22 protein-coding genes are annotated in these 26,701 nt (G+C 60.0%); 4 read left to right on the top strand and 18 right to left on the bottom strand.

The features are described 5' to 3' along the window. Positions 1–16: 16 nt before the first annotated feature. From atpA to A6U86_RS08275, 9 genes are all read right to left on the bottom strand, one after another. Positions 17–1,546 (bottom strand): F0F1 ATP synthase subunit alpha, encoded by a 1,530-nt coding sequence (atpA, locus tag A6U86_RS08315; protein ID WP_068388934.1) that lies wholly within the window; start codon positions 1,544–1,546, stop codon positions 17–19. Further along, positions 1,546–2,112, bottom strand: coding sequence for a F0F1 ATP synthase subunit delta (locus A6U86_RS08310; RefSeq protein WP_068388931.1), 567 nt, complete (start codon positions 2,110–2,112; stop codon positions 1,546–1,548). Before A6U86_RS08310 ends, atpA begins: the two co-directional genes overlap by 1 nt. Before the next feature lie 262 nt (positions 2,113–2,374). Next, positions 2,375–2,758: a DUF4345 domain-containing protein gene (locus A6U86_RS08305; RefSeq protein ID WP_068388928.1), complete on the bottom strand. Its 384-nt coding sequence runs from the start codon at positions 2,756–2,758 to the stop codon at positions 2,375–2,377. A gap of 112 nt (positions 2,759–2,870) precedes the next feature. Further along, positions 2,871–5,102: a primosomal protein N' gene (locus tag A6U86_RS08300; protein ID WP_068388925.1), complete on the bottom strand. Its 2,232-nt coding sequence runs from the start codon at positions 5,100–5,102 to the stop codon at positions 2,871–2,873. 356 nt (positions 5,103–5,458) lie between these two features. Further along, positions 5,459–6,760, bottom strand: coding sequence for an SIR2 family protein (locus A6U86_RS08295; protein WP_068388920.1), 1,302 nt, complete (start codon positions 6,758–6,760; stop codon positions 5,459–5,461). 300 nt (positions 6,761–7,060) lie between these two features. Beyond that, positions 7,061–7,810 (bottom strand): hypothetical protein, encoded by a 750-nt coding sequence (locus tag A6U86_RS08290; protein ID WP_141683658.1) that lies wholly within the window; start codon positions 7,808–7,810, stop codon positions 7,061–7,063. A gap of 183 nt (positions 7,811–7,993) precedes the next feature. Then, positions 7,994–8,704, bottom strand: a complete 711-nt coding sequence (locus A6U86_RS08285; protein ID WP_068388913.1) for a uridylate kinase — start codon at positions 8,702–8,704, stop codon at positions 7,994–7,996. A 26-nt stretch (positions 8,705–8,730) separates the two neighbouring features. Continuing rightward, positions 8,731–9,867 carry an AAA family ATPase gene (locus A6U86_RS08280; RefSeq protein ID WP_068388910.1) on the bottom strand — a complete coding sequence of 379 codons (1,137 nt, stop codon included), beginning with the start codon at positions 9,865–9,867 and terminating at the stop codon, positions 8,731–8,733. A 25-nt stretch (positions 9,868–9,892) separates the two neighbouring features. Continuing rightward, positions 9,893–10,837: a GNAT family N-acetyltransferase gene (locus A6U86_RS08275; protein ID WP_068388907.1), complete on the bottom strand. Its 945-nt coding sequence runs from the start codon at positions 10,835–10,837 to the stop codon at positions 9,893–9,895. Positions 10,838–11,081: 244 nt separating this feature from the next. Between A6U86_RS08275 and A6U86_RS08270 the strand changes: the two genes are divergently transcribed. From A6U86_RS08270 to A6U86_RS08255, 4 genes are all read left to right on the top strand, one after another. Further along, positions 11,082–12,017 carry a tyrosine recombinase XerC gene (locus A6U86_RS08270; RefSeq protein ID WP_068389213.1) on the top strand — a complete coding sequence of 312 codons (936 nt, stop codon included), beginning with the start codon at positions 11,082–11,084 and terminating at the stop codon, positions 12,015–12,017. Positions 12,018–12,147: 130 nt separating this feature from the next. Next, positions 12,148–13,239 carry a TraB/GumN family protein gene (locus tag A6U86_RS08265; RefSeq protein WP_068388904.1) on the top strand — a complete coding sequence of 364 codons (1,092 nt, stop codon included), beginning with the start codon at positions 12,148–12,150 and terminating at the stop codon, positions 13,237–13,239. Positions 13,240–13,333: 94 nt separating this feature from the next. Beyond that, positions 13,334–14,377: a TraB/GumN family protein gene (locus A6U86_RS08260; protein ID WP_068388901.1), complete on the top strand. Its 1,044-nt coding sequence runs from the start codon at positions 13,334–13,336 to the stop codon at positions 14,375–14,377. Positions 14,378–14,419: 42 nt separating this feature from the next. Continuing rightward, positions 14,420–14,923 carry a hypothetical protein gene (locus tag A6U86_RS08255; protein ID WP_141683657.1) on the top strand — a complete coding sequence of 168 codons (504 nt, stop codon included), beginning with the start codon at positions 14,420–14,422 and terminating at the stop codon, positions 14,921–14,923. A gap of 68 nt (positions 14,924–14,991) precedes the next feature. Here the strand turns inward: A6U86_RS08255 and A6U86_RS08250 are convergent, their stop codons facing one another. The 9 genes from A6U86_RS08250 to A6U86_RS08210 form a co-directional block, all read right to left on the bottom strand. Continuing rightward, positions 14,992–17,853, bottom strand: coding sequence for a pitrilysin family protein (locus A6U86_RS08250; RefSeq protein WP_068389211.1), 2,862 nt, complete (start codon positions 17,851–17,853; stop codon positions 14,992–14,994). A 114-nt stretch (positions 17,854–17,967) separates the two neighbouring features. Continuing rightward, entirely contained in the window at positions 17,968–19,374 is a 1,407-nt protein-coding gene (gene lpdA / locus A6U86_RS08245) for a dihydrolipoyl dehydrogenase (RefSeq protein ID WP_068388895.1), read from the bottom strand. 28 nt (positions 19,375–19,402) lie between these two features. Continuing rightward, positions 19,403–20,041 (bottom strand): LysE family translocator, encoded by a 639-nt coding sequence (locus tag A6U86_RS08240; RefSeq protein WP_068388892.1) that lies wholly within the window; start codon positions 20,039–20,041, stop codon positions 19,403–19,405. A gap of 18 nt (positions 20,042–20,059) precedes the next feature. Next, positions 20,060–20,815, bottom strand: a complete 756-nt coding sequence (locus A6U86_RS08235; RefSeq protein ID WP_068388889.1) for an SDR family oxidoreductase — start codon at positions 20,813–20,815, stop codon at positions 20,060–20,062. Then, positions 20,812–21,282, bottom strand: a complete 471-nt coding sequence (locus A6U86_RS08230) for a hypothetical protein (RefSeq protein ID WP_198929036.1) — start codon at positions 21,280–21,282, stop codon at positions 20,812–20,814. Before A6U86_RS08230 ends, A6U86_RS08235 begins: the two co-directional genes overlap by 4 nt. A 53-nt stretch (positions 21,283–21,335) precedes the next feature. Further along, positions 21,336–22,085, bottom strand: a complete 750-nt coding sequence (locus A6U86_RS08225; RefSeq protein ID WP_068388886.1) for a DUF4241 domain-containing protein — start codon at positions 22,083–22,085, stop codon at positions 21,336–21,338. 11 nt (positions 22,086–22,096) lie between these two features. Further along, a complete protein-coding gene (odhB, locus tag A6U86_RS08220) occupies positions 22,097–23,329 on the bottom strand; it encodes a 2-oxoglutarate dehydrogenase complex dihydrolipoyllysine-residue succinyltransferase (protein WP_068388883.1) in 1,233 nt (410 codons plus the stop codon). Beyond that, positions 23,319–23,561, bottom strand: a complete 243-nt coding sequence (locus tag A6U86_RS08215; protein WP_068388880.1) for a hypothetical protein — start codon at positions 23,559–23,561, stop codon at positions 23,319–23,321. The genes odhB and A6U86_RS08215 overlap by 11 nt, the downstream gene beginning before the upstream one ends. Positions 23,562–23,572: 11 nt before the next feature. After that, positions 23,573–26,557, bottom strand: coding sequence for a 2-oxoglutarate dehydrogenase E1 component (locus A6U86_RS08210; RefSeq protein WP_068388877.1), 2,985 nt, complete (start codon positions 26,555–26,557; stop codon positions 23,573–23,575). Positions 26,558–26,701 lie beyond the last annotated feature (144 nt).

The following is a 26,701-nucleotide window of genomic DNA, read 5'->3' as shown; positions in this document are numbered from 1 at the left end:
TAGAAGTGAGGCCCGATCAGGCGAAAGACTTGGCGTAGCTATCAAGAGCAGCGGTGAGCTTGCCCTTGGTCGCGTCGCTGATGGCCTTTTCGGTGCGGATCGTGTCGAGGATTTCCTTGCCTTCCGACCGGAGGTAGGACAGCAGGCCCTGCTCGAACTTGCCGATCTGCGGAACGGCGATCTTGTCGAGGTAGCCGTTGACGCCAGCGAAGATCACCGCAACCTGTTCTTCCGTCTTCAGCGGCGAGAACTGCGGCTGCTTCAGGAGTTCGGTCAGGCGGGCACCGCGGTTCAAGAGGCGCTGCGTTGCGGCATCGAGGTCCGAGCCAAACTGGGCGAAAGCGGCCATTTCACGATACTGGGCGAGTTCGCCCTTGATCGAGCCGGCAACCTGCTTCATCGCCTTGATCTGTGCGGACGAGCCGACGCGCGAAACCGACAGACCGACGTTAACGGCCGGACGAATGCCCTGATAGAACAGGTCGGTTTCGAGGAAGATCTGGCCGTCGGTGATCGAGATCACGTTGGTCGGAATGAAGGCCGAAACGTCGTTGCCCTGCGTTTCGATGACCGGAAGAGCGGTGAGCGAACCAGCGCCCAGCTCGTCGTTCATCTTTGCAGCGCGCTCGAGGAGACGCGAATGCAGGTAGAAAACGTCGCCCGGGTAAGCTTCGCGGCCCGGCGGGCGGCGCAGCAGCAGCGACATCTGACGGTAGGAAACGGCCTGCTTGGACAGGTCGTCGTAACCGATCAGGGCGTGCTGAGCGTTGTCACGGAAGTATTCGCCCATGGCGCAACCGGCAAACGGTGCCAGGAACTGCATCGGGGCCGGATCGGAGGCCGTTGCAGCAACGATGATCGAGTACTTCAGCGCGCCGCGCTCTTCGAGCACCTTGACGAACTGGGCGACAGTCGAACGCTTCTGGCCGACGGCGACGTAGACGCAGTACAGCTTTTCGCTGTCCGGGCCGGCATCGTGGATGGCCTTCTGGTTCAGGATCGTGTCGAGAATGATGGCGGTCTTGCCGGTCTGGCGGTCACCGATGACGAGCTCGCGCTGGCCGCGGCCAACCGGGATCAGAGCGTCGATGGCCTTGAGGCCGGTCGACATCGGCTCATGAACCGACTTGCGCGGGATAATGCCCGGAGCCTTGACGTCGACGCGCGAACGGCGGCTCGCATTGATCGGGCCCTTGCCGTCGATCGGGTTGCCGAGAGCATCGACGACGCGGCCGAGCAGTTCCGGACCGACCGGAACGTCAACGATGGCGCCGGTGCGCTTGACGGTGTCGCCTTCCTTGATGTCGCGGTCCGATCCGAAGATGACCACGCCGACATTGTCGGCTTCAAGGTTCAGCGCCATGCCGCGAATGCCACCCGGGAATTCGACCATTTCGCCGGCCTGGACGTTGTCGAGACCGTAGACGCGGGCAATACCGTCACCGACGGAAAGAACCTGGCCGACTTCGGAGACTTCAGCTTCCTTGCCGAAGTTTTTGATCTGATCTTTCAGAATTGCGGAAATTTCCGCGGCGCGGATATCCATCAGCCGACCTCTTTCAATGCAAGCTTAAGAGTGGAGAGTTTGGTGCGAAGGGACGTATCGATCTGACGCGAACCGACCTTGACGATCAGCCCGCCGAGGATCGACGGATCGACAGTGACGGCGATCGTTACGTCTTTGCCGGTGACGCCCTTCAGCGCCGCCTTCAGTTCATCTTCCTGCGCCTTTGTCAGCGCATGTGCCGAGGTGATCTCGGCGGAAATTTCGCCACGATGCTGCGCGGCGATAATACGGAAAGCCTTGATCATGCCCGGCAGCGCAAAAAGGCGCCGGTTCTTGGCCACAAGCTTCAGAAAATTGGTAACGAACGCGCCGAAGCCTGCCTTTTCAGCCAGCGACTGGACGGCGCCGACCTGCTCCTCAGCCGAAAAGACCGGGCTCAGAACGAAACGCTTCAGATCCGCGCTGTCGTCAAGCATGGCTTGGAACCGATCGAGATCGGCGGTCACTGCCGGGATTGCACCCTCCTCAAGGGCCAATTCGAACAATGACGAGGCATATCGTTCTGAAACACCAGAAATATGCTGGGATGTGTCTGCCACGGGCACAAATTTCCCTGATTTCAACCCAAGAACTCGGCTTCCGGGTGACGGAAGCCATATACCCTTGAATTCGTTTTGATTTCCCCCAGAAATCAGCAGGAGTGCGTTCCTGCCTCATCCGAAATTCGGGGTTCGTCTAACATAGGATATTGAGACTCGCAACACGCGTATCCACGGAATACGCCATTCGGGTGAAATTATGATGGCAAAAATCGAAAAGCGTGGGGATCGCGTGGACGAATATGGGCCGGACACGCCACTTTTCAGCTCAAATATAGCCCAATCCGTAAAGAAGAGGTAGCGCCGCCAGAATCGCCTGCACAACCAGAAGGAGAAGGCTGAGGAGCACGCCTCCCCGATCCGACATAAGCGCCAGGATGCGGCCAAAGGCCGAAACGCCGAAGGAGGCGCCGAGCGCCAGATAGATCATCGGCTGGGCGAGCAGGATCGCCACAAGTCCAAAGCCGACAAGGAAGCCGCCCGCCGAACGCGCCTCGCCATAGGCCTCCGGCCGCCCCTCGCGCACCTGGAGCTTGAGGAAGCGATAGGTGTAACCCGGCGCGAACATCATGAAGAAACCGATCAGCGCCGTAAACGCCGCCGAGCAGAAGGCAAGCTGCTCGCCGAATTCGGTTGGAAAATAGAACTCCATCGGTCGTCCCCAAAAGATCGGTCGGTGCGCAAATCAGGTCAATGAGACGGCCGACTTATGGCATGATCCGGCCGATCAGGGAAAGCCGTTGCCACAATATCAGTGGGGTCAATCACAGAAAGCTCTGTGGATCGATGTCGAGCTGCACCTGCACCGAGCCACGCTCCCTGGGCGATTGCGCCAGCATGGCCCGAAGAAACCCCTGCATGTCCGAATTGCGCCGCCCGTGCACCAGCAGCCGGAACCGGTGGCGCCCGCGCACCAGCGCAAGCGGGGCCTCCGCCGGCCCGAGCACTGAAATCCCCGTGACCTGCGGCGCGGCGTTGCGCATGCCGCGGGCGTGGGTCTCGGCATCCTGCCGGGTTTCAGCCGAAACGATGATCGAGGCCAGCCGGCCGAAGGGCGGCAGCACCGCCCTCTCCCGCTCGGTAATCTCGCGATCGTAGAAGGCAGCGGCGTCACCGGAGACGATCGCCTGCATGACGGGATGCTGCGGCTGATAGGTCTGCAGCAACCCGTGGCTCTTCAGCCCGGTTCGCCCAGCGCGTCCCGTCACCTGCGATAATAGCTGGAACGTCCGCTCGGCGGCGCGCGGATCACCATTGGCAAGGCCGAGATCGGCATCGACGATGCCGACCAACGTCATCAGCGGAAAATTGTGGCCTTTGGCGACCAACTGCGTGCCGATGACGATATCCGCCTCGCCCTTGGCAATGGCCTCAAGCTCAAGCCGCAGCCGCTTGACCCCGCCCATGATGTCGGACGAGAGCATGATCGTCCGCGCCTCGGGGAAGTGGCGCTCCACCTCCTCGGCGATGCGCTCGACACCCGGCCCGCAGGCGACGAGATGGTCGAGCGTGCCGCATTCGGGGCAGGCTTCCGGCGTGCGCTCGGCATAGCCGCATTGATGGCACTGGATCTGGCCGCGAAACCGGTGTTCCACCAGCCAGCTCGAGCATTGCGGGCATTGGAAGCGATGACCGCAGACCCGGCAGAGAGTCAGCGGCGCGTAGCCGCGCCTGTTGAGGAACAGCAACGCCTGCTCGCCCTTGGCGACCGTCTTGCCGATGGCGCGGATCAACACCGGCGAGAGGAAACCGCCGCGCTCCGGCGCGTGCCGGCGCATGTCGACCAGATGCAGATCGGGAAGAGCCGCGTCGCCGAAGCGGGTCGGCAGATGGATTGTCGTGTAGCGCCCGCTCTGGCCGTTGACCTGGCTTTCGACCGATGGCGTGGCCGAGACCAGCACCACGGGGAAATCGCCGATGCGGCCGCGCACGACAGCCATGTCGCGCGCATTATAATAAACGCGATCTTCCTGCTTGTAGGCGGGATCATGCTCTTCATCGACGATGATGAGGCCAAGATCCTCGAAGGGCAGGAACAGCGCCGAGCGCGCGCCGGCCACGACCCTGACTTCACCCGTCACGGCCTGCCGCCAGACCTTTTCACGCATCTTCGGCGCGAGATCGGAATGCCATTCCGCCGGCTTGGCACCGAAGCGATCCTGAAAACGTTCGAGGAAACTTGCCGTCAGCGCGATCTCCGGCAGCAGGATCAGCACCTGCTTGCCGCGCCGCAGCGTTTCGGCAATCGCCTCGAAATAGACCTCCGTCTTGCCGGAGCCGGTAACGCCGTCGATCAGCGAAACAGCAAACTCGCCCTTGCGCACATCCACCAATATCTCGTCGGCCGCATCCTTTTGCGGGCCTTCCAGCCGGGACGGAATAAACTCTGGATCGGGCTTGGCAACGACGGGCGGCGGCGGCAGAAAAATGGTCTCGAAAATGCCTTGCGAGATCAGCCCTTCGACGACGCTTGTGGAAACGCCGGCCGCATGCGCCAGGCCGATGCGTGTCCATGACAGCCCGTCGGCGGCCGTCTCCATGACCCTCGTGCGTGCCGGCGTCAGCCGCTCCGGCTGGCCGCCGATGAAACGCAATCCCTCGACCATCGGTTCGGGATCGAAGGCGGCCGGCGCCCGCAAGGCCATGCGCGCCACCAGCCCCGGCGGCGACAGCGTGTAGGTCGCGACCCAGTCGATGAAATCGCGCATATGCTTGCCGAGCGGCGGGCAATCGAAGACGCGCGTGATGGGCCGAAGCTTCTTCGGATCGACACCGTCATCCTCATCGCCATCCCAGACGACGCCGATGACCTGCCTTGGCCCGAGCGGCACCTGCACGACAGACCCAGGCTCGACCGCCACCCCCTCAGGCACCGCATAGGAATAGGCCCTCGGCGCCGGCAGCGGCACTAGGACCGGAACCGTGCGGCTCATCACAGGTTTTTCGGGCGCCGCCTCGAAAAGCGCACCGAACAGATCGGAAGAATCTTTACTCATTGCGCCAGACCATGCCCCGGACGGGCTGAAAAGAAAACCCGGGAGTAGCGAACGGCGGATCGTAAAATGGGGGCGGCTTAGGAGCTAGCATAAATATTGGGTCTTACACAGCGATGCTACCAGCGGGCGCTGCCGGCCTATTGCGGACCTGTTGCTTGATGATCGACCCACTTTCACCAATTCACAGGAAGCCCCAACAAGATGAGCAAACCTGCTCGCCAAGATTGGCTCATGGCATAGCGAAAACGGCAACCACCTAAAACTCATGACAGTGGAACAAATCGGCAAAGTTTAGAGTTTGGCTATATGCGGATCGAAGTTCCGGAAGCTACATAATTTGTGCTGAAACCAGAGCTTTATCCTCGAGAGACTACCTCTATCGCATCTGCCTCAGTCGAGCATTCAAGAATGGATTTGGCGATCAATGCTCGATTATCGGCACTAATACTGCTCCAGCGGGCATCCCACACCTTATATGCGTGCCATGAATAACCCAGTTTCATGCTCTTGCTCATGTGATCCATCGAGAATCTGACGGCTTTGAGAAACGTTGTCTCAACTGCGGTCTTTCTGACATCAATGAGGCTTCCAAGATACGTTAACCAAGACGCCAACTGAACATACTGGGGCCATGCTCCCGACTGCCCGGTCAATGCCATTTTCTTCGAAATAACATCTTGGAAGGTCTCCACCACCACATCCTCCTCAAGACTCGCTCCGACGGCTCCTATCGATGATACTATTTCATAGAATGAGCTCTCGACTTGCAGGTATATCTCCTCAAAAGCGTGATCTTCATAAAGGACTTTTTTGATATTATTGACCGAATCCTCTAGGCATTTTTCGACATCAACGAAAGTATCGTTTAGAGCTTTAAAAAACTCTTCGACGCCAGTATTCGATATCACTCGGATCCCATAGCAATTCGAGTAGTAGTCGGAAATTCTCCGATCTACTGGCTTGTGGGAGACGAAAAATATACTATTGCTAACCACATGATTTATCACAAACCCACGATAGTCATTTAGTATAGATTTCAGATTTGTATCCCCTAGAGAGTACCCGATGATGACAACCGTATTTTCATGCAGAACCGTACTCAGCTTTCGCGAGAAATACGATTCTGAGTGCATGAATTTAAAGTAGTCATCCGCCGTAACAATCATCCTCCCAGGAACTTCTGTTGACCCGTGAACATGATATACTTTCACGCGGCTGCTCGAACGCGGAATTGGCCGACCTGGAGAGAGCGATTGGCAACCTTCTCCAGCCAAGGTTTCAGCCAGTTTGTCGTAATTTGTTGTCGCAACTCGAAAACTACGATTCTCAAAAAACTTCTGTGTTTCCGGGTAATTGCCCGACAAGGCAACGCTGGATATTAATGCCGCAATTTCTTCATGAATATCTTTGCCAATCTTGGTCAGCTCAATCGCGATAACCTGTGCGGCTTCATCTAGCTGCAGAGAATTTACGCCTACCGAAGGAAACAATGCTGCCTTGAAGGCTTTGTTTCCTATCTGCTGGTCGCAAATTGTTTCTAAAAGCTCTTGCCATCCCGGTGCGGCATTCGCCGTCAACGCTTTAGAAAAGCCAGTTCCTGTGAAGATACATAGGCGCCTTGCAGCGGCAGCGTAAGCAATCTCAAAAAACTCGCTCATTCGGCCCCCTTATGGTGCTTCTGCTCGCCGCATCCAAAGGCAGAAGATCAAGTTAGGATTGTCCAGCGATTCTCTATCCCAGTCGGGAAATTCTCCTCCTAGGACGGCCTCCTATTTGAGATCACTCAGTACTGGTGGCTATTACCCGCTAGTGACCCGAGCCTGCCGTGGATGCCGCCATCCCCGATAGTGCCATCTGCCAGCAAACTCCCTAAATATCAGGGCCCTATGTAGCGATGCCACCGTGACCACTATTGGCGCATTGCAGTCGTTACTTCTAACTCTGATAATTCGCTGTGTTTAGCTAATCGCAGCAGGTCCGATCGAGCCATTTTGGAAGTGTTGAACGCAGGCTCCCATAAGACGCACACAGTTCTCAAGAACGTCAAAGCTGGGGTTATCGTGCTGCAGCGAACTGTATTTTCCCGGAAAAATCAGTTTCGCGTTTTGATACAACCAGGACGCGGACACCTCGAAATCCCGAAGCTCGAACATTTGATCGAAGGGTTGTAGTTCACGTCGAAAGATCCCGAATGTGAGGCGGCCCAACTCCGTTTTCGACAGCCTAAACCTTATTGCCATTGGACCAAGCAGATCAAAATTAGCTTTTCCTCGGACAAGCAATTCACTCCTCGAATTCTCGCTATCAATAAATTCTATGCCGTATTCCAAAAAAATCCGTTTGATGATTGTTCGGATTTCCTTTGTTTGCTTAAATTCCGCACGACTGAATCCGTCATGCAGCCATAAGTAGTTATTCTCAAGGGCCCAGCGCTCGGCGCAAGACATGATCTTTGCAAAGGTTTTAGAAGACTCTTTAGAGACTTCCCCGCGCAAAACTCTTGCCGAACGATATTCATTGAAAGCTTCCAGAATTGCGTCGGTTCTCACTCGCAGCATCCCAACGAACGGCTCTGCGAGAAAATCGTCCACGCCAATGTAATTGATTGCAGCAAAGCTTCCTTCACGTGCGTCAATAAGCCGGAAAAGCGATCTAACCCGCTCGGCAATAATGGCTTTTTCGAAAGTATCCAAACTATGCCCGAACAATGGCAGCTTCTCCAACAAACGTAGTTGCGGACCGAAGAGAAGGAATACCGGCGAACGCGCCGCCTGAAAAGCGCGAGGAAGTGGATGTTTGCTTGCGGCTCGTCAGACGACGATCGCTGATGGCCCAAAGGGGCCGTGAACGCCTCCATCCCGAATGGCAACATCTGTTACCAAATTCCGCGACTATGAGAGCCCTGCAGATAACCCAGAAAACCTGCCATCCGCCCTAATCCACAGAGCAGGCTCCTCAAAACTATCATTGCTGAAAATCGCATCGGCAGAAACAGCAGGCGCAACCAGACTTTCATATAGATCAAAGGCCGGCCGGTATCGGTTGGCATAGAGCTCGCGGGTAGCTTCGGCTCCGCCCAGAAGCTGAGTGTCGCGCTCTATGCCGCGTTGTTCGGAAACATGCTCCGAGGTTTCGACGAAGATCGTGACATCCCAGCCCCCACGCAGCTCCGGTCGCTGGAGAAACGTGCCATCGACAATGAGGATGGCGTCGGCGGGTGCCAATTGCGGCTCCTGTTCGATCGGCAGGTCATCGTGCAGATCGAACGACGCCGTGCGATACCAGCCGTCGCCGCCCGGCCCCAAGGGGTCGAGAAGGAGCGCGTTGATGGCGGGAAGATCGCGGGCATCATGGTAGTAACCCTCGGCGGAATGCCGCCCGCGCGCATAGCGCTCCACCTTCGGCCTGTGGAAACCATCGATCGAGGTGCGAATGACCTCCCGGCCCTTGGCCCTGAGGCAATCGGCCAATTCGTTGGCCAGCGTCGTCTTGCCGGATGCCGTCCTCCCGTCGATCGCAACGCGGATAGGCCTTGCCGACTCCAGCTTTGCGATCATGACGGCGAGGTCGTTCAACACAGCGGCTCTGGGCGAAGACGTCATATCACCAATCCTATTTCATTCGATTTCTATTCGTCGTCATCGTCGATCACACCGGTCAGCCGCATGCCGTCGATCCAGGTGGCGCCGTCTTCGCGGATCACCCGGCGCGGCCGCACGCCGCAGCGCTCGCGCACAGCGGCGGCCAGCACCTCGGAATGGGTGACGATCCAGATCTGGCTGGTCCTGGCGGCCTGGGCGATCATCTCGGCAAGCGGCACCAGCATGTCGGGATGCAGGCTCGCCTCCGGCTCGTTGAGCGCGATCAGCGGCGGCAGGCGATAGGACATCAGGGCGGCGGCGAGCCCGAGAAAACGGATCTGGCCGTCAGACAATTCGCGCGGCTGGAAGACGCGCTTCGGGAATTCCGGCAGCATCAGGCCGAAATCCGCCGTCTCCTGCGGCTCCGGCACGACGAGACGCGCGCCGCCAAGGGCTGCAGCCAGAACCCTGTCGAGTTCAACAGTATCTTCGCGCGTATGGACAAGCGTGGCAAAGACGGCAGCGATATTGGCGCCGTCTTCATCCAGCATCGGGGATGTCACGGCAAGGCAGGGCGCGCGCAGCGGCGAGCCGCGATCGGTGCGAAAGCCATGATAGAACCGCCAGGCGTCGACGGCTCGGCGGAAAGTACCGATCTCGGGATAGTATCCGGCATCGCCGAGAAGGGCGATCGCCGTTTCCGATGTCAGCGCCTGCTCTGGATGGGCCTGCATGCGGCCATTCTCGCCGCGAACGGAAATGCCCGGCCCGTCGCGCTTCATCATCGTCACCGGCCGCCGGCCCGTCTCGATCAATAATTCCTCGGCCTTGACCTGAGGCTCCAGCGGAAAGCCGGCGGAGGCAAGCGGCGGGCGCATACCGGCTTCGATCCAATAGCGGAAGGTCGCCGCCCGCTCCATGTCGAGCAGTTCGACATCGAAGCGGATACGGGCGGATTCGTGTGAACGCCGCTTGCCCGACCACATGGCCGAAAACATGCCGCCCTCGCTGGAAATCTCATGCGCCAGCCGGCCGCGAACCGCCGCCTGCACGAGCTGCAGCGAACGATAGAGATTGGACTTGCCGACCCCGTTCTCGCCGATGAACAGGTTGACGTCGGCCAGATCCATGCGGATCGAGCGCAAAGAGCGGTAATTCTGGGCGAACATGGAGCGAAGTTGCATAGGCCCGCTCTAACCGATTCCCGATTTAAAGAGAATGCGCGGCCAGCGCCTCATCCTGCCTTGGGGACAGGAGCGGCGAAAATCGCGCATTGCCGTCGGCTGCGAGATCGACGACCGTGTGCTTCTCCAATGCCTTCGTCACCTCGTTGACGTCGCCGTCCAGATGCTCGACGGGAATGAGATTGCCGACGAGAAAATCGAACCGGTCGCCGCGCTTGTTCAGAAGCTCGTGAAAGACCGTCATGTCGCGCAGCTCGGTCGACCATTTGGCAAACCAATAGAACAGGCCGGAATTGCGCGCCGTCAGATTAACGGGCAGGATCGGCAGATTATATTTGCGTGCCAGCCCCACGGCCGATGTCTTCCACGGCCGCTCGTTCAGCTTGCCGTTCGCCCAATAGGCAATGCGGCCGGATGGAAACAGTACGGTGACCTTTCCCTCGGCCACCGCCCGGTTGGTGAGCTGCAGCGTCTCGCGCGTCTTCAGCTTGCTCTTATATTCATCGCGCCATTCCACGGGGATAATCATCTCGGCAAAACGCGGATTGACGCGCACCGCATCCCGATTGGCAAAGACCATCATGTCGGGGCGGCGTGATTTCAATAGGTCGAACACGGCAACGCCGTCGGCAATGCCGGTGGGATGATTGCTAACGAGGATGAAGCCGCCCGACGCCGGAATGCGATCGGCATGCGTCACGCCGATATCCAGTCTCAGGAGATCGCTCATGTACTCGAAGCACTGAAAGCCGGAAAGCTTGGCGACATCATTGGCGAATTCGATCGCCCTGTTATAGCGCAGCAGCGTATAGAGGAAGGGACGCATGACCGGCCAGAGCGGATTGCGGACGATCTTCTGGCCACGTTCGGCGATCAGCGTGTCGACGATATGTCCCGGCTGGCCCTGGGACACCAAAGCGATCGCCTCTGCAAGTTGTCCCAATGCAGTTATCGAACCCCGGCGTGCCATGAAGTGTCCTGAATGGTTGGGATATATTCTATCGCAATCGAATATGATCGAAGCATGACAAGCGCCTCGCATATAGCCGCTGAACCATCGGAGATTGGTGAGTAGGGCCTATATGCAGTTTCTAAAGTACCGCTACGCCCGCAATGCACGGGAAATGCGGGCGGAGCAACGGGAAAGTTAGTGATTCCATAACCTTCCCTCATTCAAAGTGGCAGAAGGAATCCGAATTTCAAGGGGTTTTCCACTGAACGAATTGCTTGTTATCGCCGACTCCGGGTTGATGGCGGAACGCAGCCGCTGGCTGGAGACCCTTGGCCAGGAGCGGCGCCTCGCTGCCCACACGTTGAATGCCTATGAGCGGGACACACGGCAGTTCCTGACCTTTCTCACCGGTCATCTCGGCGGCCCGGCCACGATCGCGGATATTCGCGCGCTGCGCCCCGCCGATTTTCGCGGCTTTCTCGCCGCGCGACGAAAGGAAGGGGCTGGCGCCCGCTCGCTCGGGCGCAATCTCGCCGGCCTTCGCTCGCTGCTGCGCTACCTCGAAAAGAAGGGGCTGGTGAATGCCGCCGGTGCGGCCGCAGTCCGCTCGCCGAAACAGCCGAAATCGCTGCCCAAGCCGCTTTCCGACACGCAGGCGATCACCGTCGTCAGCGACGAAGCACAGTTGAACGAGGAACCCTGGATCGCCGCGCGCGATGCGGCCGTTCTGACGCTGCTCTATGGCTGCGGCCTGCGCATTTCCGAAGCGCTTGACCTAAAGCCGCAGGATTTTTCTCCGGGCGCAACCTCGCTGCGGATCACCGGCAAGGGCAACAAGACACGGCTGGTGCCACTGCTGCCCGTTGTCGCCGAGGCAGTCAGCCACTATCGCGCACTCTGCCCCTATCATCTGGACACCGACGGTCCCCTTTTCCGCGGTGCGCGCGGCGGCAAGCTCCAGCCTGGGATCATCCAGCACGGCATGCAGAAACTGCGCGGCGCCTTCGGCCTGCCCGATACCGCCACGCCGCATGCCCTGCGCCATTCCTTCGCCACCCATCTGCTGGCCGGTGGCGGCGATCTGCGCACGATCCAGGAATTGCTCGGCCATGCCAGCCTGTCGACGACGCAGGTCTATACCGGCGTCGATTCCTCGCGGCTGCTCGAGGTCTATGATCGCGCTCATCCACGCGCGTAAGGAAGCATTAACCCCTCGCGTTAAGGGAATATCCGTCTCCTCGGGGTAGAGCAGGAGCATGTATTCGCATGTCTCCTGAAAGCCGCTTTCGCGCTTCAGTAAGCATGCTCTTTGCCAGCGGAAGGTTTCAATGATTTCTGCCCTCGGATCCAAGGCGATGCGGTCGACGAAGCCGGCACTCGGCGATATCCTCTTTTGGCTTGCAACCAGCTTCCCGCTGATGCTGGCCATCGCCCTGATCGCAACCATGCTGGCGCTGCAGCCGGCACGCGCTGACGAAATCGCATCCGACAGCTGCGGCGGCAAGGATCTGATGGCCGAACTTCAAAAGAGCGATCCCGCCAAATACGCCTCCATCATCGAGGCCGGCGACAAGGTGGAAAACGGCAAGGGCATCTTCTGGAAGATCGAGAAGCAGGGCCTGAAGCCGTCCTGGCTGCTGGGCACCATGCATGTCTCGGATTCGCGCGTGCTCACCATGCCGAAGGGTGCACCAGAAGCAGTCGCCGCCGCCGATACGATCGTCGTCGAATCCGACGAAATCCTCGACGACAAGAAGGCCGCTGCCGCCCTCTTCGCCAATCCGTCCCTGATGATGCTCAGCGATGGTTCGACCATCAGCGAGCATCTGTCGCCCGAGGATAACGCCAAGCTGGAGGCCGGATTGAAGCAGCGTGGCATCGCGCTTGCCGCCGTCTCCCGCATGCAGCCTTGGCTGATCGCAAGCTCCTTCGAGATGACCGGCTGCGAAGTTCGCCGCAAGACCGCCGGCGCGAAATTCCTCGATCAGAAGCTGGCAACCGACGCCACGGCGGAAGGCAAGCAGGTGAAGGGTCTGGAAACGCTGGCGGAGCAGGCCAAGGCAATGAGCGATCTGCCGGTGGCGCTGCATCTGAAGTCCTTGATCCAGACGCTCAGCCTCGGCGACAAGATCAACGACGTCAACGAAACGATGACCGACCTCTATCTTGCCGGCAATATCGGCGCGATGATCCCCATGCTGAAGGTGATCGAGCCCGACCAGAATATCTCGGATGACGATACCGCCGCTTTCGAGCAGCGCATCATCCTCGACCGCAACAAGGTCATGGCCGAACGCTCCGCGCCGATCCTAGACAAGGGCAATGTTTTCATCGCCGTCGGCGCGCTGCATCTGGCGGGAGATCAGGGCCTGGTGGCGCTATTCCGCAAGCAGGGCTTTACCGTTACCGCAGCAAACTGAACCGGTGATCCGCACGCCCGCAACTAGTGCTTGAGTTGGGCAGATCGCTCAGCCATACTCATGCGATGTTGGTCAAACCCACATCCGGATTTTTATGAGAAACAGCTTTCCTGTAAAATTGGGAGGCTGCTTCAAAGGCATCGCATCCCGCATCGCCGCGATGCTTCTTCTGGCCGCTTTCCTGTTCGCACCAGCCGGCACGCCGGCACGGGCGGATGGCTTCGGAAACTGCGCCGGCAGCAATATTCTCCTGGAGTTACGGAAAAAAGACCCGTCACGCTACCAGACGATGATGGACGATGCAGCGAATGTCAGAAACGGCCACAGCATCTTCTGGAAGATCGAAAAGCCCGGCGTGAAGCCTTCGTGGCTTTTCGGCACCATCCATTCCAGCGACGAGCGCGTGCTGAAATTGCCCGCTGAATTTCGTAGTGCCTTCGACCATATCAACACTCTGGTGCTGGAGTTGAAGGAAATCTCCAAGCCCAACACCATCGCGATAGAGCTTCTGAAACATCCGGAACTGACGATGTTGCCGGCTGAAAAGCCTCTGGATCATATCCTGCCGGCTGACGAGACGGCGCAGATCGCAGCCGCGCTTGCGAAAAAAGGCATACCGATCACCTCGGTTCTCCGCATGCGCCCCTGGTTTCTTTACACCTCGCTTCTGATGTGCGCCCCCGAACGGAATTCCAACGGCGGCTTTGTTCTGGACAGGCAATTGGCCGTGCAGGCCGAGACCAAGGGCGTGGATGTCGAAGGGCTAGAAACGCCGCTCGAGCAATTCCAGGCGATGGCGGATCTGCCTGATGACCTGACGATGAAGGGCCTCCTGCAGGCTTTCCAATTGCCCTACAACATGAATGACGTCACGGAGACTCTGATCGCGCTTTATTTGACCGGGAACAGCGGTTTGATGAAGGCCTTCGCCGACGACCTCTCCGATGAGAAGACCATCGAGGCCGTATTCAACCAGCGCATCATCACCGACCGCAATGAAGTTATGGCAAAGCGCATCGTGCCCTATCTGGAAAAAGGCAATGTGATGATGGCAGTCGGCGCCCTCCACCTTCCCGGTGATCAGGGCGTCGTCCAGTTGCTGCGCAAGCAGGGCTATACGCTGACTGCCGTCAACTGACCGTGCTCGCGCGTCGAGGGAACGAGTGCAGCGAGAGAGATGATGAGAACGAACAACGTATGGTCTGTTTTGCATGAGTTCGAAGATGATGCTTTTTGCGAACATGTTAAGATAATCGGCTTCTTTCAGAGCCGCGCACAGGCTCGGACCGTTGTTGCAAAGCTGAAGCAAATGCCGGGATTCAAGGAATACCGGAAGGGATTTTTCATTCGCAAGGAGGTACTTGACCGGGGTGGCTGGATGGAAGGTTTTGTCACGATGCAAGGTGACAAAGCTATGCCCGAGCCTGAATCACCCACCTCGGGAGAAACGGTTCTCGATTCCGACATCCAAAACAGTCCGGATCGACTGTGGTATGTTTTTCACTCCTATGCCGATCAATGGCAGTGCACCAATACGTTCGGAATCGGCCTCTATACCGATTTGAAATTGGCGAAGCGATCCGTCGAGGATCGATTGAATCAGCCAGGATTTCGGAGCCGGCCAAGCGGATTTCAAATCGCGCCGGTAACGCTCGGACATGTTGAATATGAGAATGGCTTTTGACCGGTAACCGCAATCACCCCTATTCCAGCAACAGCACCTAGACAAAATTCGCCAAGTGCTGGGTCGCTCTAGCGTAGAGCCGATGCGTTAGCCGGCAATATCTTCAGCCGCCAGGCCGTATCCGATTTCAGATATGTGGTCGCGGTCGCACGGACATCCTGCGCCGTAATCGACTGATAGCCGGTGATGTTGCCGCGAATACGCTCGAGACGGCGTGGGTCCGTCTGGGCGTTGCGAAGGCCCTCCAGCCAATAATTATTGCTCTGTTGCGAGCGCTTTATCTCCTCAACGATCGGAGCCCTCGCCCGCGTCAGCTCATCTGGAGAAACGTCCCTGTCCCGCAAATCGGCGGCGATCTTGTCCACGAGATCGAAAAAGTGATCCACCTTGGCGGGCGTCGTCTCCAGATAGACATAGGCAAAGCCATAGCCTGGTATCGACCGCGACAGATCGACATCTCCCTGTGGGCTGTAAGTCGCGCCCTCTGCAATGCGGAACTGATCGATCAGACGATTGCGGAGGATCGCACCTGTGACATTGGCAGCAGCCGCGCGCGGCAAATCGGAGAAGAAGTCGCCGATCGGCATGGCGACGAGCGCGCCGGCATTGTCGCTGCGCCCATCATGAAGCAGCACGACGGGTTGTGGCGTCGGTGCCGGGAAATGCACATCACTGTCCTCGGCCTGCTCCTGCGTATCGGGGCGAGCCGGCAGCGCGCCGAAGGTCTGTGCGGTCATGCGGATGGCATCATCAACCTGAACATCGCCGGCGACGATGACTTCGATCTGTCCCTTGGCAATGGCCGGCCGCAAGACCGCCTCGAAATCTTCCGGCTTGGCATCGAGCAATTGCGTCCTGTCCGGGAAAGCCCAGCGCGGATCGCTGGAATGCAGAAGGCCGGGAAGATCGCGGCCGACCACGGTGCCCGGCGCTGCCTGAAGCTGCGGCAGGCTGTTCAGATAGGCCTGCTGCACCCGCTTGAAGACATCGGGGCGATAAGCCGGATCGGAGACATAGGCCGTGAGAAGCTGCAATTGCGTCGCCAGATCGCTCGGCCGCGTGGCTCCCTCGAACTTGAAGGCGCCATCCTGAACGGAAAAATCGCTGCCGAGGACATTGCTGGCGAATGCCTTCTGCATGTCGTCATAGCTGATAGCGTTCAGACCGGACAGCGGCACCGCCGGCGCCGCCCAAAGCGGCAGCGGCCGATCATGCGGCAGATCGAGCCGGCCGTGGCCGACATTGACACGGACCAGAACCTCATCGGCGCGGAGCTTGGTCGGCTTGACGGTCAGGCGCACACCATTGGCAAAGCGCACCATCGTCACGCCGAGGTCATCGATCACACGCCGTTCAGCAACATCGCCCGATGGCCCGAAATTGGTGTAAGGCCATGCGACCGCTGCCGTATGCTCTGGCGCGGTAACCGGCGTCGCACGCGAATCGGCATAGGCCTTTTCGACGGCCGCATCACCACCTTCGGGCATTTGCGGAATTTGCAGCACCAGTTGCGGACCATTGCCCGCAAATGCAGCCTGGAGGCTCTGGTTGACCTCGGCGGCAGTCAGACCCTTCATTGCGGCATCGAACAGCGAGAGATCATCTGCAGGCGAGGTAAAGACCGCGCCTTCACCGACACTCCAGGCGAGCGATGCGGCGATGTCCGGGCTCGTGCGCGTTGCCGCGCCACCCGCCGCTGCCTGCAATGTCGAGCGGTATTCCGCAATCTCGCGGTCAACCTCGCTTTGCGCGGCACCGAACTCAGCGATGCGGCGCTGCTCCTGATCGATGGCGTTGAGCGCTGTCTGCCATTTGTCTGGATCGCTGTCAGCGGCAATCATCGTGACGTGAGCGGACTTCAACAGGTCCTGTGAGCCGGCCTGCACGCTGACGAAGGGCGGGTTGGGCTGTTGTGCCAAGAGAGATATGCGGCGGTTGAGAACAGCCAGGCCGATTCCTTCGACCAGTTGCTGCCGACGCTTGGCAACCGTATCCTGCGAGGCATCGTAAGGGCGGGTCCAGGCGATCTGCACGCGGGTGGCACCACCCGGCACGATCACCGTCCCGACACGCTCTCCATGCTTTTCAAGCGCACCAAGATCGATATCCGCCGGCGCCGGCGTCTTCGCCGTCCAATTGCCGAACCGGTTGCGGATATCGGCTTCAAGAGCAGCCGGATCGATGTCGCCGACCACGATCAGCGTCGCACGCTCGGGCCGGTAATTGGTGCGATAATAGTCGCGTACCAGATCGACCGGAGCATTGCTTATAATATCGGTCTTGCCGATAGGCGGCCGCTGCGGCACGCGCTGGCCGGGCAGCAGCAGGTTCACGAAGCCGATCCCGCCCCGATATTGCGGCGTGTCGCGCAGCTTCTCTTCCGAGAGGATGACACCGCGCTCGCGGTCGAAGGCGCCGGCATCGAGCGTCAGTTCGCTCGCCGTCTCGCGCATCAGCATCAGGCCGGTGGATACTGTCTCCTTGTCGGCCTCGGGCAGATCGAGCGCATAGACGGTCTCATTGTAGCTGGTGGACGCATTGGTATCCGCGCCGAAGGCCAGACCAAGGCGCTGGAGCGTGCGGATCATCTCGCCTTCGGCGACATGGGTGGAACCCTTGAAGGCCATATGCTCTAGAAAATGCGCCAGGCCCTGCTGATCGTCATTCTCCTGGAGCGAGCCGGTGCCGATGCGAAACCGGATCGCCACCTGCCCCGCCGGCGTCGCATTGTGCATGATGGCGAAGCGCATTCCGTTCGGCAACGTGCCGAAACGGATACCGGTTTCCACGGGCAGATCGCTGGTGGCCTGCGGCCAGGCGACGGCTTGCGTTTCCGCAAGGGCCGGCAACGCAGCGGGCACAAGGACCGTGAGCAGAGTTGCAATGAAAAGCTTCAGGGAGATGGCAATGACTGGGATTTGGCGTGACATGCTTGCTTCGCTGGATGGGAGCGGATCGCTGATGCGATGAACGAGTGTCCCGTTCATCGCATCATCGTTTGTGCATTGCAATCCCAGTATTCGACCGAGCTTAAATGCCCGATCTTACATGTGGATCGGCTTGAAGAAGGTCGCAAGCGCTGCTTCCTTCACCGCTTCCGACATTGTGGGATGCGCATGGCAGGTGCGTCCGAGATCCTCGGACGAGCCGCCGAACTCCATCAGAACGGTAATCTCGTGGATCATCTCGCCGGCGCCGAAGCCGACGATATGGCCGCCGAGAACCCGATCGGTTTCCTTGTCGGCCAGGATCTTGACGAAACCATCTGTCGCCAGCATGGCGCGGGCACGGCCGTTGGCGGAGAACGGGAACTTGCCGACCTTGTAGGCAATACCCGCAGCCTTCAGCTCTTCCTCGGTCTTCCCGACGGAAGCAACTTCCGGCTGGGTGTAGACGACGCTCGGAATGACGTCGTAGTTCACGTGACCGGCCTGGCCAGCGAGGATTTCGGCCAGCGCCACGCCCTCGTCTTCGGCCTTGTGCGCCAGCATCGGGCCCTTCACGACGTCGCCGATAGCATAGATGCCGGCGACATTGGTCTTGAAGTGGCCGTCGATTTCGACACGGCCACGATTATCGAGCACGACACCGGCTTCTTCCAGGCCAAGGCCAGCCGTATACGGCTTGCGGCCGGTCGCGACCAGCACGACATCGGCGTCGAGTACAACCTTGTCGCCGCCCTTGACCGGCTCGAAGGTGACCTTCGCGCCATTGCCAGACTTCTCAACGCCAACAACCTTGGCGCCCAGGTGAAATTCCAGGCCCTGCTTGGCGAGCATGCGCTGGAACTGCTTGGAGACTTCGCCGTCCATGCCGCCGAGGATGCTGTCGAGATATTCGACAACGGTAACCTTGGCGCCAAGGCGCGACCAGACCGAGCCGAGCTCGAGGCCGATAACGCCACCGCCAACCACGATCATCTTGCCCGGCACCTTGTCGAGCGCGATGCCGCCGGTCGACGAGATGATGACCTTCTCATCGATCTCGAGCGGCACGCCGGGAATGCCGGCAACATCCGAGCCAGTGGCGATGACGATGTTCTTGCCCTCGATCTCGGTGACCTTGCCGTCGTCGGCCGTCACGGCAACCTTGCCGGCGGCAACGATCTTGCCGGTGCCCTGGAAGGCATCGATCTTGTTCTTCTTGAAGAGGAAGGCGACGCCCTCGACGTTCGACTTTACGGTCGCATCCTTGTGCGCCAGCATCTTGCCCAGGTTCAGCTTCGGCGCGGCAACTTCCACACCGAGCGCGTCCAGGCCATGGCCCGCTTGGTGGAACATTTCGGAAGCATGCAGCAGCGCCTTGGAAGGGATGCAGCCGATGTTGAGGCAGGTGCCGCCATAGGTCGCACGCTTTTCGACGACCGCCACCTTCAGGCCGAGCTGCGCTGCCTTGACTGCGCAGACATAGCCGCCGGGACCGGTTCCGATAATGATCACATCGTAGGACATGGTTTAATTTCCTTGTTTTATATCTCTGTTAGTCGGCCGCCCGCGCCAGGGCGAGGCGGATGCCGAAGCCGACGAGCGCCGCTCCGGTGATGCGGTTGAACCATTTGCCCGACGCGATGAAGCGATCGCGAACCGGCTTGACGGTGAAGAAGATGGAGACGCCGGCAAACCAGGCGACGAGCGCCGTAGCCATGCCGATGCCATAGCTGAACTGGATCAAGGCCGGGGTGTCGTGGTGCACGAGCGTCGAAAACAGCGACAGGAAAAACAGCACCGGCTTCGGATTGAGCGCATTGGTGATGAAGCCCGTCGCCAGGCAACGCCAGACGGAGACCGGCTTGCGGTCCGCATCGGTGATCTCGATTTCGGCCACCTTGAAGCCCGGCTCGCGGAAGGACTTGATGCCCAGATAGACCAGGTAGAGAACGCCGGCCCATTTGATCATGCTGAACAGCATCAATGATTGCGACACGATCAGGCCGAGACCCAGAATGGTGTAGCTGATGTGAAAGAGCAGAGAGAAGCCCATGCCAAGCCCGGTCATCATGGCGGCGCGGCGGCCATGCACGATGCTCTGGCGCAGGATCACGGCAAAATCGGCACCGGGAACAACGATGAAGATCGAGAAGACAGCCATCAGGCCGAGGAATTCGAGAATATATTGCATGTCACCCACCCATTCTGATCAGCGGCCGCCGCTCACGTCGAGCAGCGCACCCGTTATATAGGATGCATGCGGGCTCAAGAGATAGAGGATGGAGTCGGCGACTTCATCGGCCGTTCCCGCCCGTTTCATCGGCAGTTGCGGCGCGATGTCGCGAGCCCGGTCCGGCAGGCCGGCGGCGGCGTGAATATCGGTATCAATGATGCCGGGACGGACGGCATTGACGCGGATGCCTTCGGCCGCAACTTCTCGCGCGAGCCCGACGGTGAAGGTATCGATCGCGCCCTTCGAGGCGGCATAATCGACATACTGCCCGCCACCGCCCAAGGTAGCGGCCAGCGAAGAGACGTTGACGATCACGCCACCCTTGCCGCCGTGGCGGGTCGACATGCGGCGCACGGCCTCGGCGGCCGCCAGCATCGAGCCGGTGATATTGACGCGGAACATGCGGTCCAGCCGCTCCGGCGTCATTTCGTCGAGGCGCTGGATAACCCCGACAATACCGGCATTGTTGACCAGGCCGTCGATGCGGCCGAAATGCGCGTCGACCTGGGCAAAGATGGATTTGATGTCTTCGGCCTTGCCGACATCGCCGGCAATCGCAATGGCCTCGCCGCCCGCTTGGCGGATGGTCTCTACCACGGCTTCGGCCGCATCCTTGTTGGATGCGTAATTGACCGCAACCGCCCAGCCATGCTGCGCGGCGGCAATGCAAACCGCGGCGCCGATGCCGCGGCTGCCGCCGGTGACGAGAAGAACAGGTGTATCGTCGGTCATTGGCCGCATCCTTTCAGGCTGAGGACATCCCAGGGCGCAACGGTTGCCTTGCCTTCGCCCCAGAGGGACGACTTCTGGATCGAGGGGCCGAGTGCCGGCAGGAAGAGCCGGTCCGCCGCGCTTTCGCCTTCGGCCGGCAGCACGCGAATATGCCCCTTGAGATCGGAGGCGTAGACCATGCCCTGCCAGACGGTGCAGGCTCTGAGATCAGCCCCGGTCACATCGCCTTCCGGACATGCAAACATGATCCGGCCGTCCGCGCGCAATTGATCGTCGGTGCGCATGACAATGCCATCGGCGACGACGGCAGTATTGCGCACGGTCAGCTTGAACCTGTTGCTGAGCGCCGATTCCGAGCCCATGGGCTCGAAACGAAGCTCGTAGGCATTGTCCATATCAACGTAAACGGCTTTTTCCTGCACGCATTCGTCCGCATGTGCAGGCAATGAAGCCACGGCAAAAGCCATCGCCGTGCAGCATGAAGCCGCCAATCGTGTCATCATGCGGTCAGCCGGCATGATCATTGACCTCCCGGCTCGCGTCGACCGTCGGCATTCTCGGTAACGCCGAAATCGGTAAACAGAACCAGCGGCCTTCCGCCGGCATCGAGACCCCAGAAGACCGGATAGAAACCATCACCCCAGCCGCTGGAGAAGATGGCGACATTGCCGTGCTTTCCCGATATCGGCCGGTGCATGGCATAATCGTCTTTGTTCGCCTCCAGCTCCGGCGCCAGGACATCGTCGTAATAATTGATATCGGATGTCGATTTCTCCGCCTGGACCTGCTTTTCCCGCTCCTGAATGAGAGCATAGGTATCGGCATCCATATAGCAACCGAGACCGGCATCGACCGGATAGCCGAAGAACTCGTCGCCTTTCAGCGAATTGATATCCTGACCCGGGATCACGGCCAGCTCCCAGCGCACCGGTCTGCCCTCGGCAAATCGCATGCTCGCAGCCGCAATACGGCCGAAGGCTCCGAAGAGCGTCACGGGATATTCGCCCGGGGTCACGGTTCTGGCGAGCGCCGAACGCTCCGGCTCGACCAGCGGGTCGCTGGCAACGATGCGGCCGGAGGTCAGTGCGACATTGCCGATGCGAAGGACGGAGATCGACCGGGCTGCAAGATCGGCGTCGCCGAGCGACGCCAGATCGAGATTGCTGCTGAGCTTGGAAATGTCGAGATCACCCGCACCGGCGGATGACGGCATCCATGCGGCAACGGCGCACATCAATCCGCGCAGCGTCCGCATGGGCCATGTCGACATGATCCAGCTCCTTAGAGATCGAGAACCAGACGTTCCGGATCTTCCAGGCTTTCCTTGACGCGCACGAGGAAGGTCACCGCTTCCTTGCCGTCGACCATGCGGTGGTCATAGGAGAGCGCCAGATACATCATCGGACGGATGACGACCTGACCGCCGATGGCGACCGGACGTTCCTGGATCTTGTGCATGCCGAGAATGCCCGACTGCGGCGCATTCAGGATTGGCGAGGACATCAGCGAACCATAGACGCCACCATTGGTGATGGTGAAAGTGCCGCCCTGCATGTCAGCCATCGACAGCGTGCCGTCGCGGGCAGCCTTTGCCAGACGACCAAGCTCCTTCTCGACTTCGGCGATCGACATCTGGTCGGCATCACGGATGACCGGAACGACCAGACCCTTGTCGGTGCCGACAGCCATGCCGATGTGGCAGTAGTTCTTGTAGATGATGTCGGTGCCGTCGATCTCGGCGTTGACAGCCGGCAGTTCCTTCAGTGCGTGGGTGACGGCCTTGGTGAAGAAGCCCATGAAGCCGAGCTTCACGCCATGCTTCTTCTCGAAGATGTCCTTGTACTTGTTGCGCAGGTCCATGACGGCCTTCATGTCCACCTCGTTATAGGTGGTGAGCATGGCGGCGGTGTTCTGCGCATCCTTGAGGCGGCGGGCGATCGTCTGGCGCAGGCGGGTCATCTTGACGCGCTCTTCGCGGCTGACGTCCTCGACGGCGGTCGGCGCGCGCGCGGCGACCGGAGCAGCCGGTGCGGCGGCCGGCGCCGAGGCGGCCTTGGCAACGGCGGCGATCGCATCACCCTTCAGCACCTGGCCGCGCTTGCCGCTGCCATCGACCTGATCGGCGGAGATGTTGTTTTCGGCCAACAGCTTGGCGGCTGCCGGAGCCGCCGGCATGGCGGAAGCCGGAGCGGAGACGGCGGGCGCTGCAACCGGTGCGGCAGCGGCAGGTGCCGGAGCGGCGGGCGCCGCAGCCTGAGCCGGTGCGGCGGCGGCGTTGCCGGCTGCGATCTGGCCGAGCAGCGCGCCGAGACCTACGGTTTCGCCGGCCTGGGCAACGATTTCGGACAGGGTGCCGGCCGCAGGTGCCGGAACTTCGATCGTTACCTTGTCGGTTTCGAGCTCGAGAAGCGGCTCATCGGCCTTGATGGCGTCGCCGACCTTCTTGAACCAGGTACCGACGGTCGCTTCGCTGACGGATTCGCCGAGGGTAGGAACGCGGATTTCAGTGGCCATTGTTCAGATCCTGATTTTCGTCATTATGAGTTTGGATGGAATTCCGGCGACAGATGGCCGGGGAACGAATAGCGCCATGCGCAGCAATTGCCCAACCGGCGGCGGCCGATCGGGCATCTGCTTCGTGCAGGCGATAGGTGGCGTATTGCTGCATGGCTGCCATCTTCTCCCCCGTCGCATCCTGCGGAAGGCTGGAGCGCGACGACGCGATTTTCAAACGAAAACGTGTCATCGCGCAACCCCTCAACCGCCGAGCGCGTCCTCGAGGAACGCCGCAAGCTGCGACAGATGCTTGGACATCAGGCCCGTCGCCGGCGAGGCGGCGGCCGGACGGCCGGTGTAGCGAACGCGCTGGTACTTGGCATCGATATGGGCAAGTACCCATTCCAGATAAGGATCGATGAAGGACCATGCGCCCATGTTCTTCGGCTCTTCCTGGCACCAGACCATCTCCGCATTGCGGAAGCGGCTGAGCTCGTTGATGAGCGCCTTGGCCGGGAACGGGTAGAGCTGTTCGATGCGCAGCAGGTAGATATCGTCGATGCCGCGCTTTTCGCGCTCTTCCAGCAGATCGTAATAGACCTTGCCCGAGCAGATGACGACGCGACGGATCTTGTTGTCCTTCTGCAGCTTGATCGGGCTATCCTTGATCACTTCCGCATCGTCCCAGAGCAGGCGATGGAAGGAGGTTTCCCCCGCCATCTCCGCAAGGCTCGACACGGCGCGCTTGTGGCGCAGCAGCGACTTTGGCGTCATCAGGATCAACGGCTTGCGGAAGTCGCGTTTCAGCTGACGGCGCAGGATGTGGAAGTAGTTCGCCGGCGTCGTGACGTTGGCGACCTGCATGTTGTCTTCGGCGCAGAGCTGCAGATAACGCTCGAGGCGGGCGGAAGAGTGTTCCGGACCCTGACCTTCATAGCCATGCGGCAGCAGGCAGACGAGACCGGACATGCGCAGCCACTTGCGTTCGCCGGACGAGATGAACTGGTCGAAGACGACCTGCGCACCGTTGGCGAAATCGCCGAACTGGGCTTCCCAGAGCGTCAGCGCATTCGGGCGGGCCAGCGAATAGCCGTATTCGAAGCCGAGGACAGCCTCTTCCGAAAGCATCGAGTTGATGACTTCGTAGCGGGCCTGGGTCGGCGACAGGTTGGCGAGCGGAATGTAGCGCTCTTCGGTTTCCTGATCGTAGAGAACCGAATGACGCTGCGAGAAGGTGCCGCGTTCGCAATCCTGGCCAGAGAGGCGGATCTTGTGGCCTTCGACGACAAGCGCGCCGAATGCCAGGGCTTCCGCCATGGCCCAGTCGATGCCTTCGCCGGTCTGCACCATGTTGGCGCGATTTTCCATGAAGCGCTGGATGGTGCGGTGCGCGTGGAAGCCAGCCGGGATTTCCGACAGCTTGCGCCCGATCTCCTTCAGCGTCTTCATCGGCACGGCGGTCTTGCCGCGGCGCTGCTCGTCGGCATTGTCTGCCGTGTGCAGGCCCGACCACTCGCCGTCAAGCCAGTCGGCCTTGTTCGGCTTGTAATGCTGGCCGGCCTCGAACTCTTCCTCGAGATGAGCGCGCCAGTCGGCCTTCATCTTTTCGACTTCGCCCTCGGTCAGCACGCCTTCGCTGATCAGGCGCTGCGAATAGAGCTGCAGCACCGTCTTGTGGGCGCGGATGACCTTGTACATGTTCGGCTGCGTGAAGGACGGTTCATCGCCTTCATTATGGCCGTAGCGGCGATAGCAGAACAGGTCGATCACGACCGGCTTGTGGAACTTCATGCGGAATTCGGTCGCAACCTTGGCCGCATAGACGACGGCTTCCGGATCGTCGCCATTCACATGGAAGATCGGCGCTTCGATCATCTTGGCGACGTCGGACGGATAGGGCGACGAGCGCGAGAAGGCCGGATTGGTGGTGAAACCGATCTGGTTGTTGATGATGACGTGCATGGTACCGGCGACGCGATGACCGCGCAGACCCGACAGACCGAGGATTTCGGCAACCACGCCCTGGCCGGCGAAAGCCGCGTCGCCATGGATCAGCAACGGCACGACCTTGGCGCGTTCGGACAACGGAATGATATCGCCGTCCCAGAGGGTGGCGCCCATGTCCTGCTTGGCGCGGGCCTTGCCCATGACGACCGGATTGACGATTTCCAGATGCGACGGGTTGGCCGTCAGCGAAACGTGGACCTTGGTGCCGTCGAAATCGCGATCCGAGGAGGCGCCGAGATGGTACTTGACGTCGCCCGAGCCTTCGACTTCGTCCGGTGCGTAGGAGCCGCCCTTGAACTCGTGGAAGATGGCGCGATGCGGCTTGCCCATGACCTGCGAAAGCACGTTCAGGCGGCCGCGATGGGCCATGCCGAACAGAGCTTCCCGGAGGCCGAGCTGGCTGCCGCTCTTCAGGATCTGCTCCAGCGCCGGGATCAGCGATTCACCGCCGTCGAGGCCGAAACGCTTGGTGCCCTTGAACTTGACGTCGAGGAACTGTTCGTAGCCTTCGGCTTCGATGACCTTCTGCAGGATCGCCTTCTTGCGCTCGGGATTGAAAGCAATCCCCTTGTCGACGCCTTCGATGCGCTCCTGGATCCAGGCCTTCTCTTCCGGATTGGAGATGTGCATGAATTCGACGCCGAGCGTCGAGCAGTAGGTGCGCTCGAGAATCTCGATCATTTCGCGCACGCTCGCATATTCGAGGCCGAGCACGTTATCGATGAAGATCTTGCGGTCGAGGTCAGCCTCGGTGAAGCCATAGGCTTCCGGCGACAGTTCCTTGTAGTCTTCGACCGGAGCGGCGATGCCGAGCGGGTCGAGCTTGGCATGCAGGTGGCCGCGCATGCGATAGGCGCGGATCATCATGATGGCGCGGACGGAATCGCGCGTCGCCTGCAGGATGTCTGCGGTATCGGTCGGCTTGCCCTGGGCTTCCGCCTTGGCCTTGACCTTGGTTTCGATGGCCTTTTCGACGATGCCCCAATTGCCGTCGAGGGCGGAGATCAGCTCGCCATTTGCCGGGATCGGCCAGTTCTTGCGCTGCCACGAAGCGCCCTTGGCCGCCCGCTTCACATCGCCGGGGCTGTCTTCCAGCGCCTTGAAGAATGACCGCCACTCGTCGGATACCGACGATGCGTCGTCCTCGTAGCGCGCGTAGAGCTGCTCGATATAAGCAGCGTTCGCGCCGTCCAGGAACGAAGTGATCTGAAATTGCTCGTTGGCTTCTTGCCTTGCCATGGTGATATGCGGACGCCTTCGTCCGCCTCCCGACTTGTTTGCATTGCCGGCTTATGGACGTCCGGCGACCCTATTTCGTCAGCGGCCCTCTTGGACCGCACATCTGCACTTGCGAATTGGAAGGCCGGACGGGATGGGCGTTTG

The sequence above is a fragment of the Rhizobium sp. AC27/96 genome, from assembly GCF_001692325.1.
Lineage (GTDB): Bacteria > Pseudomonadota > Alphaproteobacteria > Rhizobiales > Rhizobiaceae > Rhizobium.
This window is presented reverse-complemented; position numbering and strand designations above follow the sequence as displayed.

What these genes read in the sequence shown, in the direction of transcription:
- A6U86_RS08210 (WP_068388877.1), bottom strand. Translation starts at nt 26,557, where the DNA reads ATGGCAAGGCAAGAAGCCAACGAGCAATTTCAGATCACTTCGTTCCTG.
- atpA (WP_068388934.1), bottom strand. Translation starts at nt 1,546, where the DNA reads ATGGATATCCGCGCCGCGGAAATTTCCGCAATTCTGAAAGATCAGATC.
- A6U86_RS08230 (WP_198929036.1), bottom strand. Translation starts at nt 21,282, where the DNA reads ATGGCTTTTGCCGTGGCTTCATTGCCTGCACATGCGGACGAATGCGTG.
- A6U86_RS08260 (WP_068388901.1), top strand. Translation starts at nt 13,334, where the DNA reads ATGAGAAACAGCTTTCCTGTAAAATTGGGAGGCTGCTTCAAAGGCATC.
- odhB (WP_068388883.1), bottom strand. Translation starts at nt 23,329, where the DNA reads ATGGCCACTGAAATCCGCGTTCCTACCCTCGGCGAATCCGTCAGCGAA.
- A6U86_RS08265 (WP_068388904.1), top strand. Translation starts at nt 12,148, where the DNA reads ATGATTTCTGCCCTCGGATCCAAGGCGATGCGGTCGACGAAGCCGGCA.
- A6U86_RS08255 (WP_141683657.1), top strand. Translation starts at nt 14,420, where the DNA reads ATGAGAACGAACAACGTATGGTCTGTTTTGCATGAGTTCGAAGATGAT.
- A6U86_RS08250 (WP_068389211.1), bottom strand. Translation starts at nt 17,853, where the DNA reads ATGTCACGCCAAATCCCAGTCATTGCCATCTCCCTGAAGCTTTTCATT.
- A6U86_RS08240 (WP_068388892.1), bottom strand. Translation starts at nt 20,041, where the DNA reads ATGCAATATATTCTCGAATTCCTCGGCCTGATGGCTGTCTTCTCGATC.
- A6U86_RS08215 (WP_068388880.1), bottom strand. Translation starts at nt 23,561, where the DNA reads ATGACACGTTTTCGTTTGAAAATCGCGTCGTCGCGCTCCAGCCTTCCG.
- A6U86_RS08280 (WP_068388910.1), bottom strand. Translation starts at nt 9,867, where the DNA reads ATGCAACTTCGCTCCATGTTCGCCCAGAATTACCGCTCTTTGCGCTCG.
- A6U86_RS08285 (WP_068388913.1), bottom strand. Translation starts at nt 8,704, where the DNA reads ATGACGTCTTCGCCCAGAGCCGCTGTGTTGAACGACCTCGCCGTCATG.
- A6U86_RS08305 (WP_068388928.1), bottom strand. Translation starts at nt 2,758, where the DNA reads ATGGAGTTCTATTTTCCAACCGAATTCGGCGAGCAGCTTGCCTTCTGC.
- A6U86_RS08275 (WP_068388907.1), bottom strand. Translation starts at nt 10,837, where the DNA reads ATGGCACGCCGGGGTTCGATAACTGCATTGGGACAACTTGCAGAGGCG.
- A6U86_RS08300 (WP_068388925.1), bottom strand. Translation starts at nt 5,102, where the DNA reads ATGAGTAAAGATTCTTCCGATCTGTTCGGTGCGCTTTTCGAGGCGGCG.
- A6U86_RS08225 (WP_068388886.1), bottom strand. Translation starts at nt 22,085, where the DNA reads ATGTCGACATGGCCCATGCGGACGCTGCGCGGATTGATGTGCGCCGTT.
- A6U86_RS08235 (WP_068388889.1), bottom strand. Translation starts at nt 20,815, where the DNA reads ATGACCGACGATACACCTGTTCTTCTCGTCACCGGCGGCAGCCGCGGC.
- A6U86_RS08295 (WP_068388920.1), bottom strand. Translation starts at nt 6,760, where the DNA reads ATGAGCGAGTTTTTTGAGATTGCTTACGCTGCCGCTGCAAGGCGCCTA.
- lpdA (WP_068388895.1), bottom strand. Translation starts at nt 19,374, where the DNA reads ATGTCCTACGATGTGATCATTATCGGAACCGGTCCCGGCGGCTATGTC.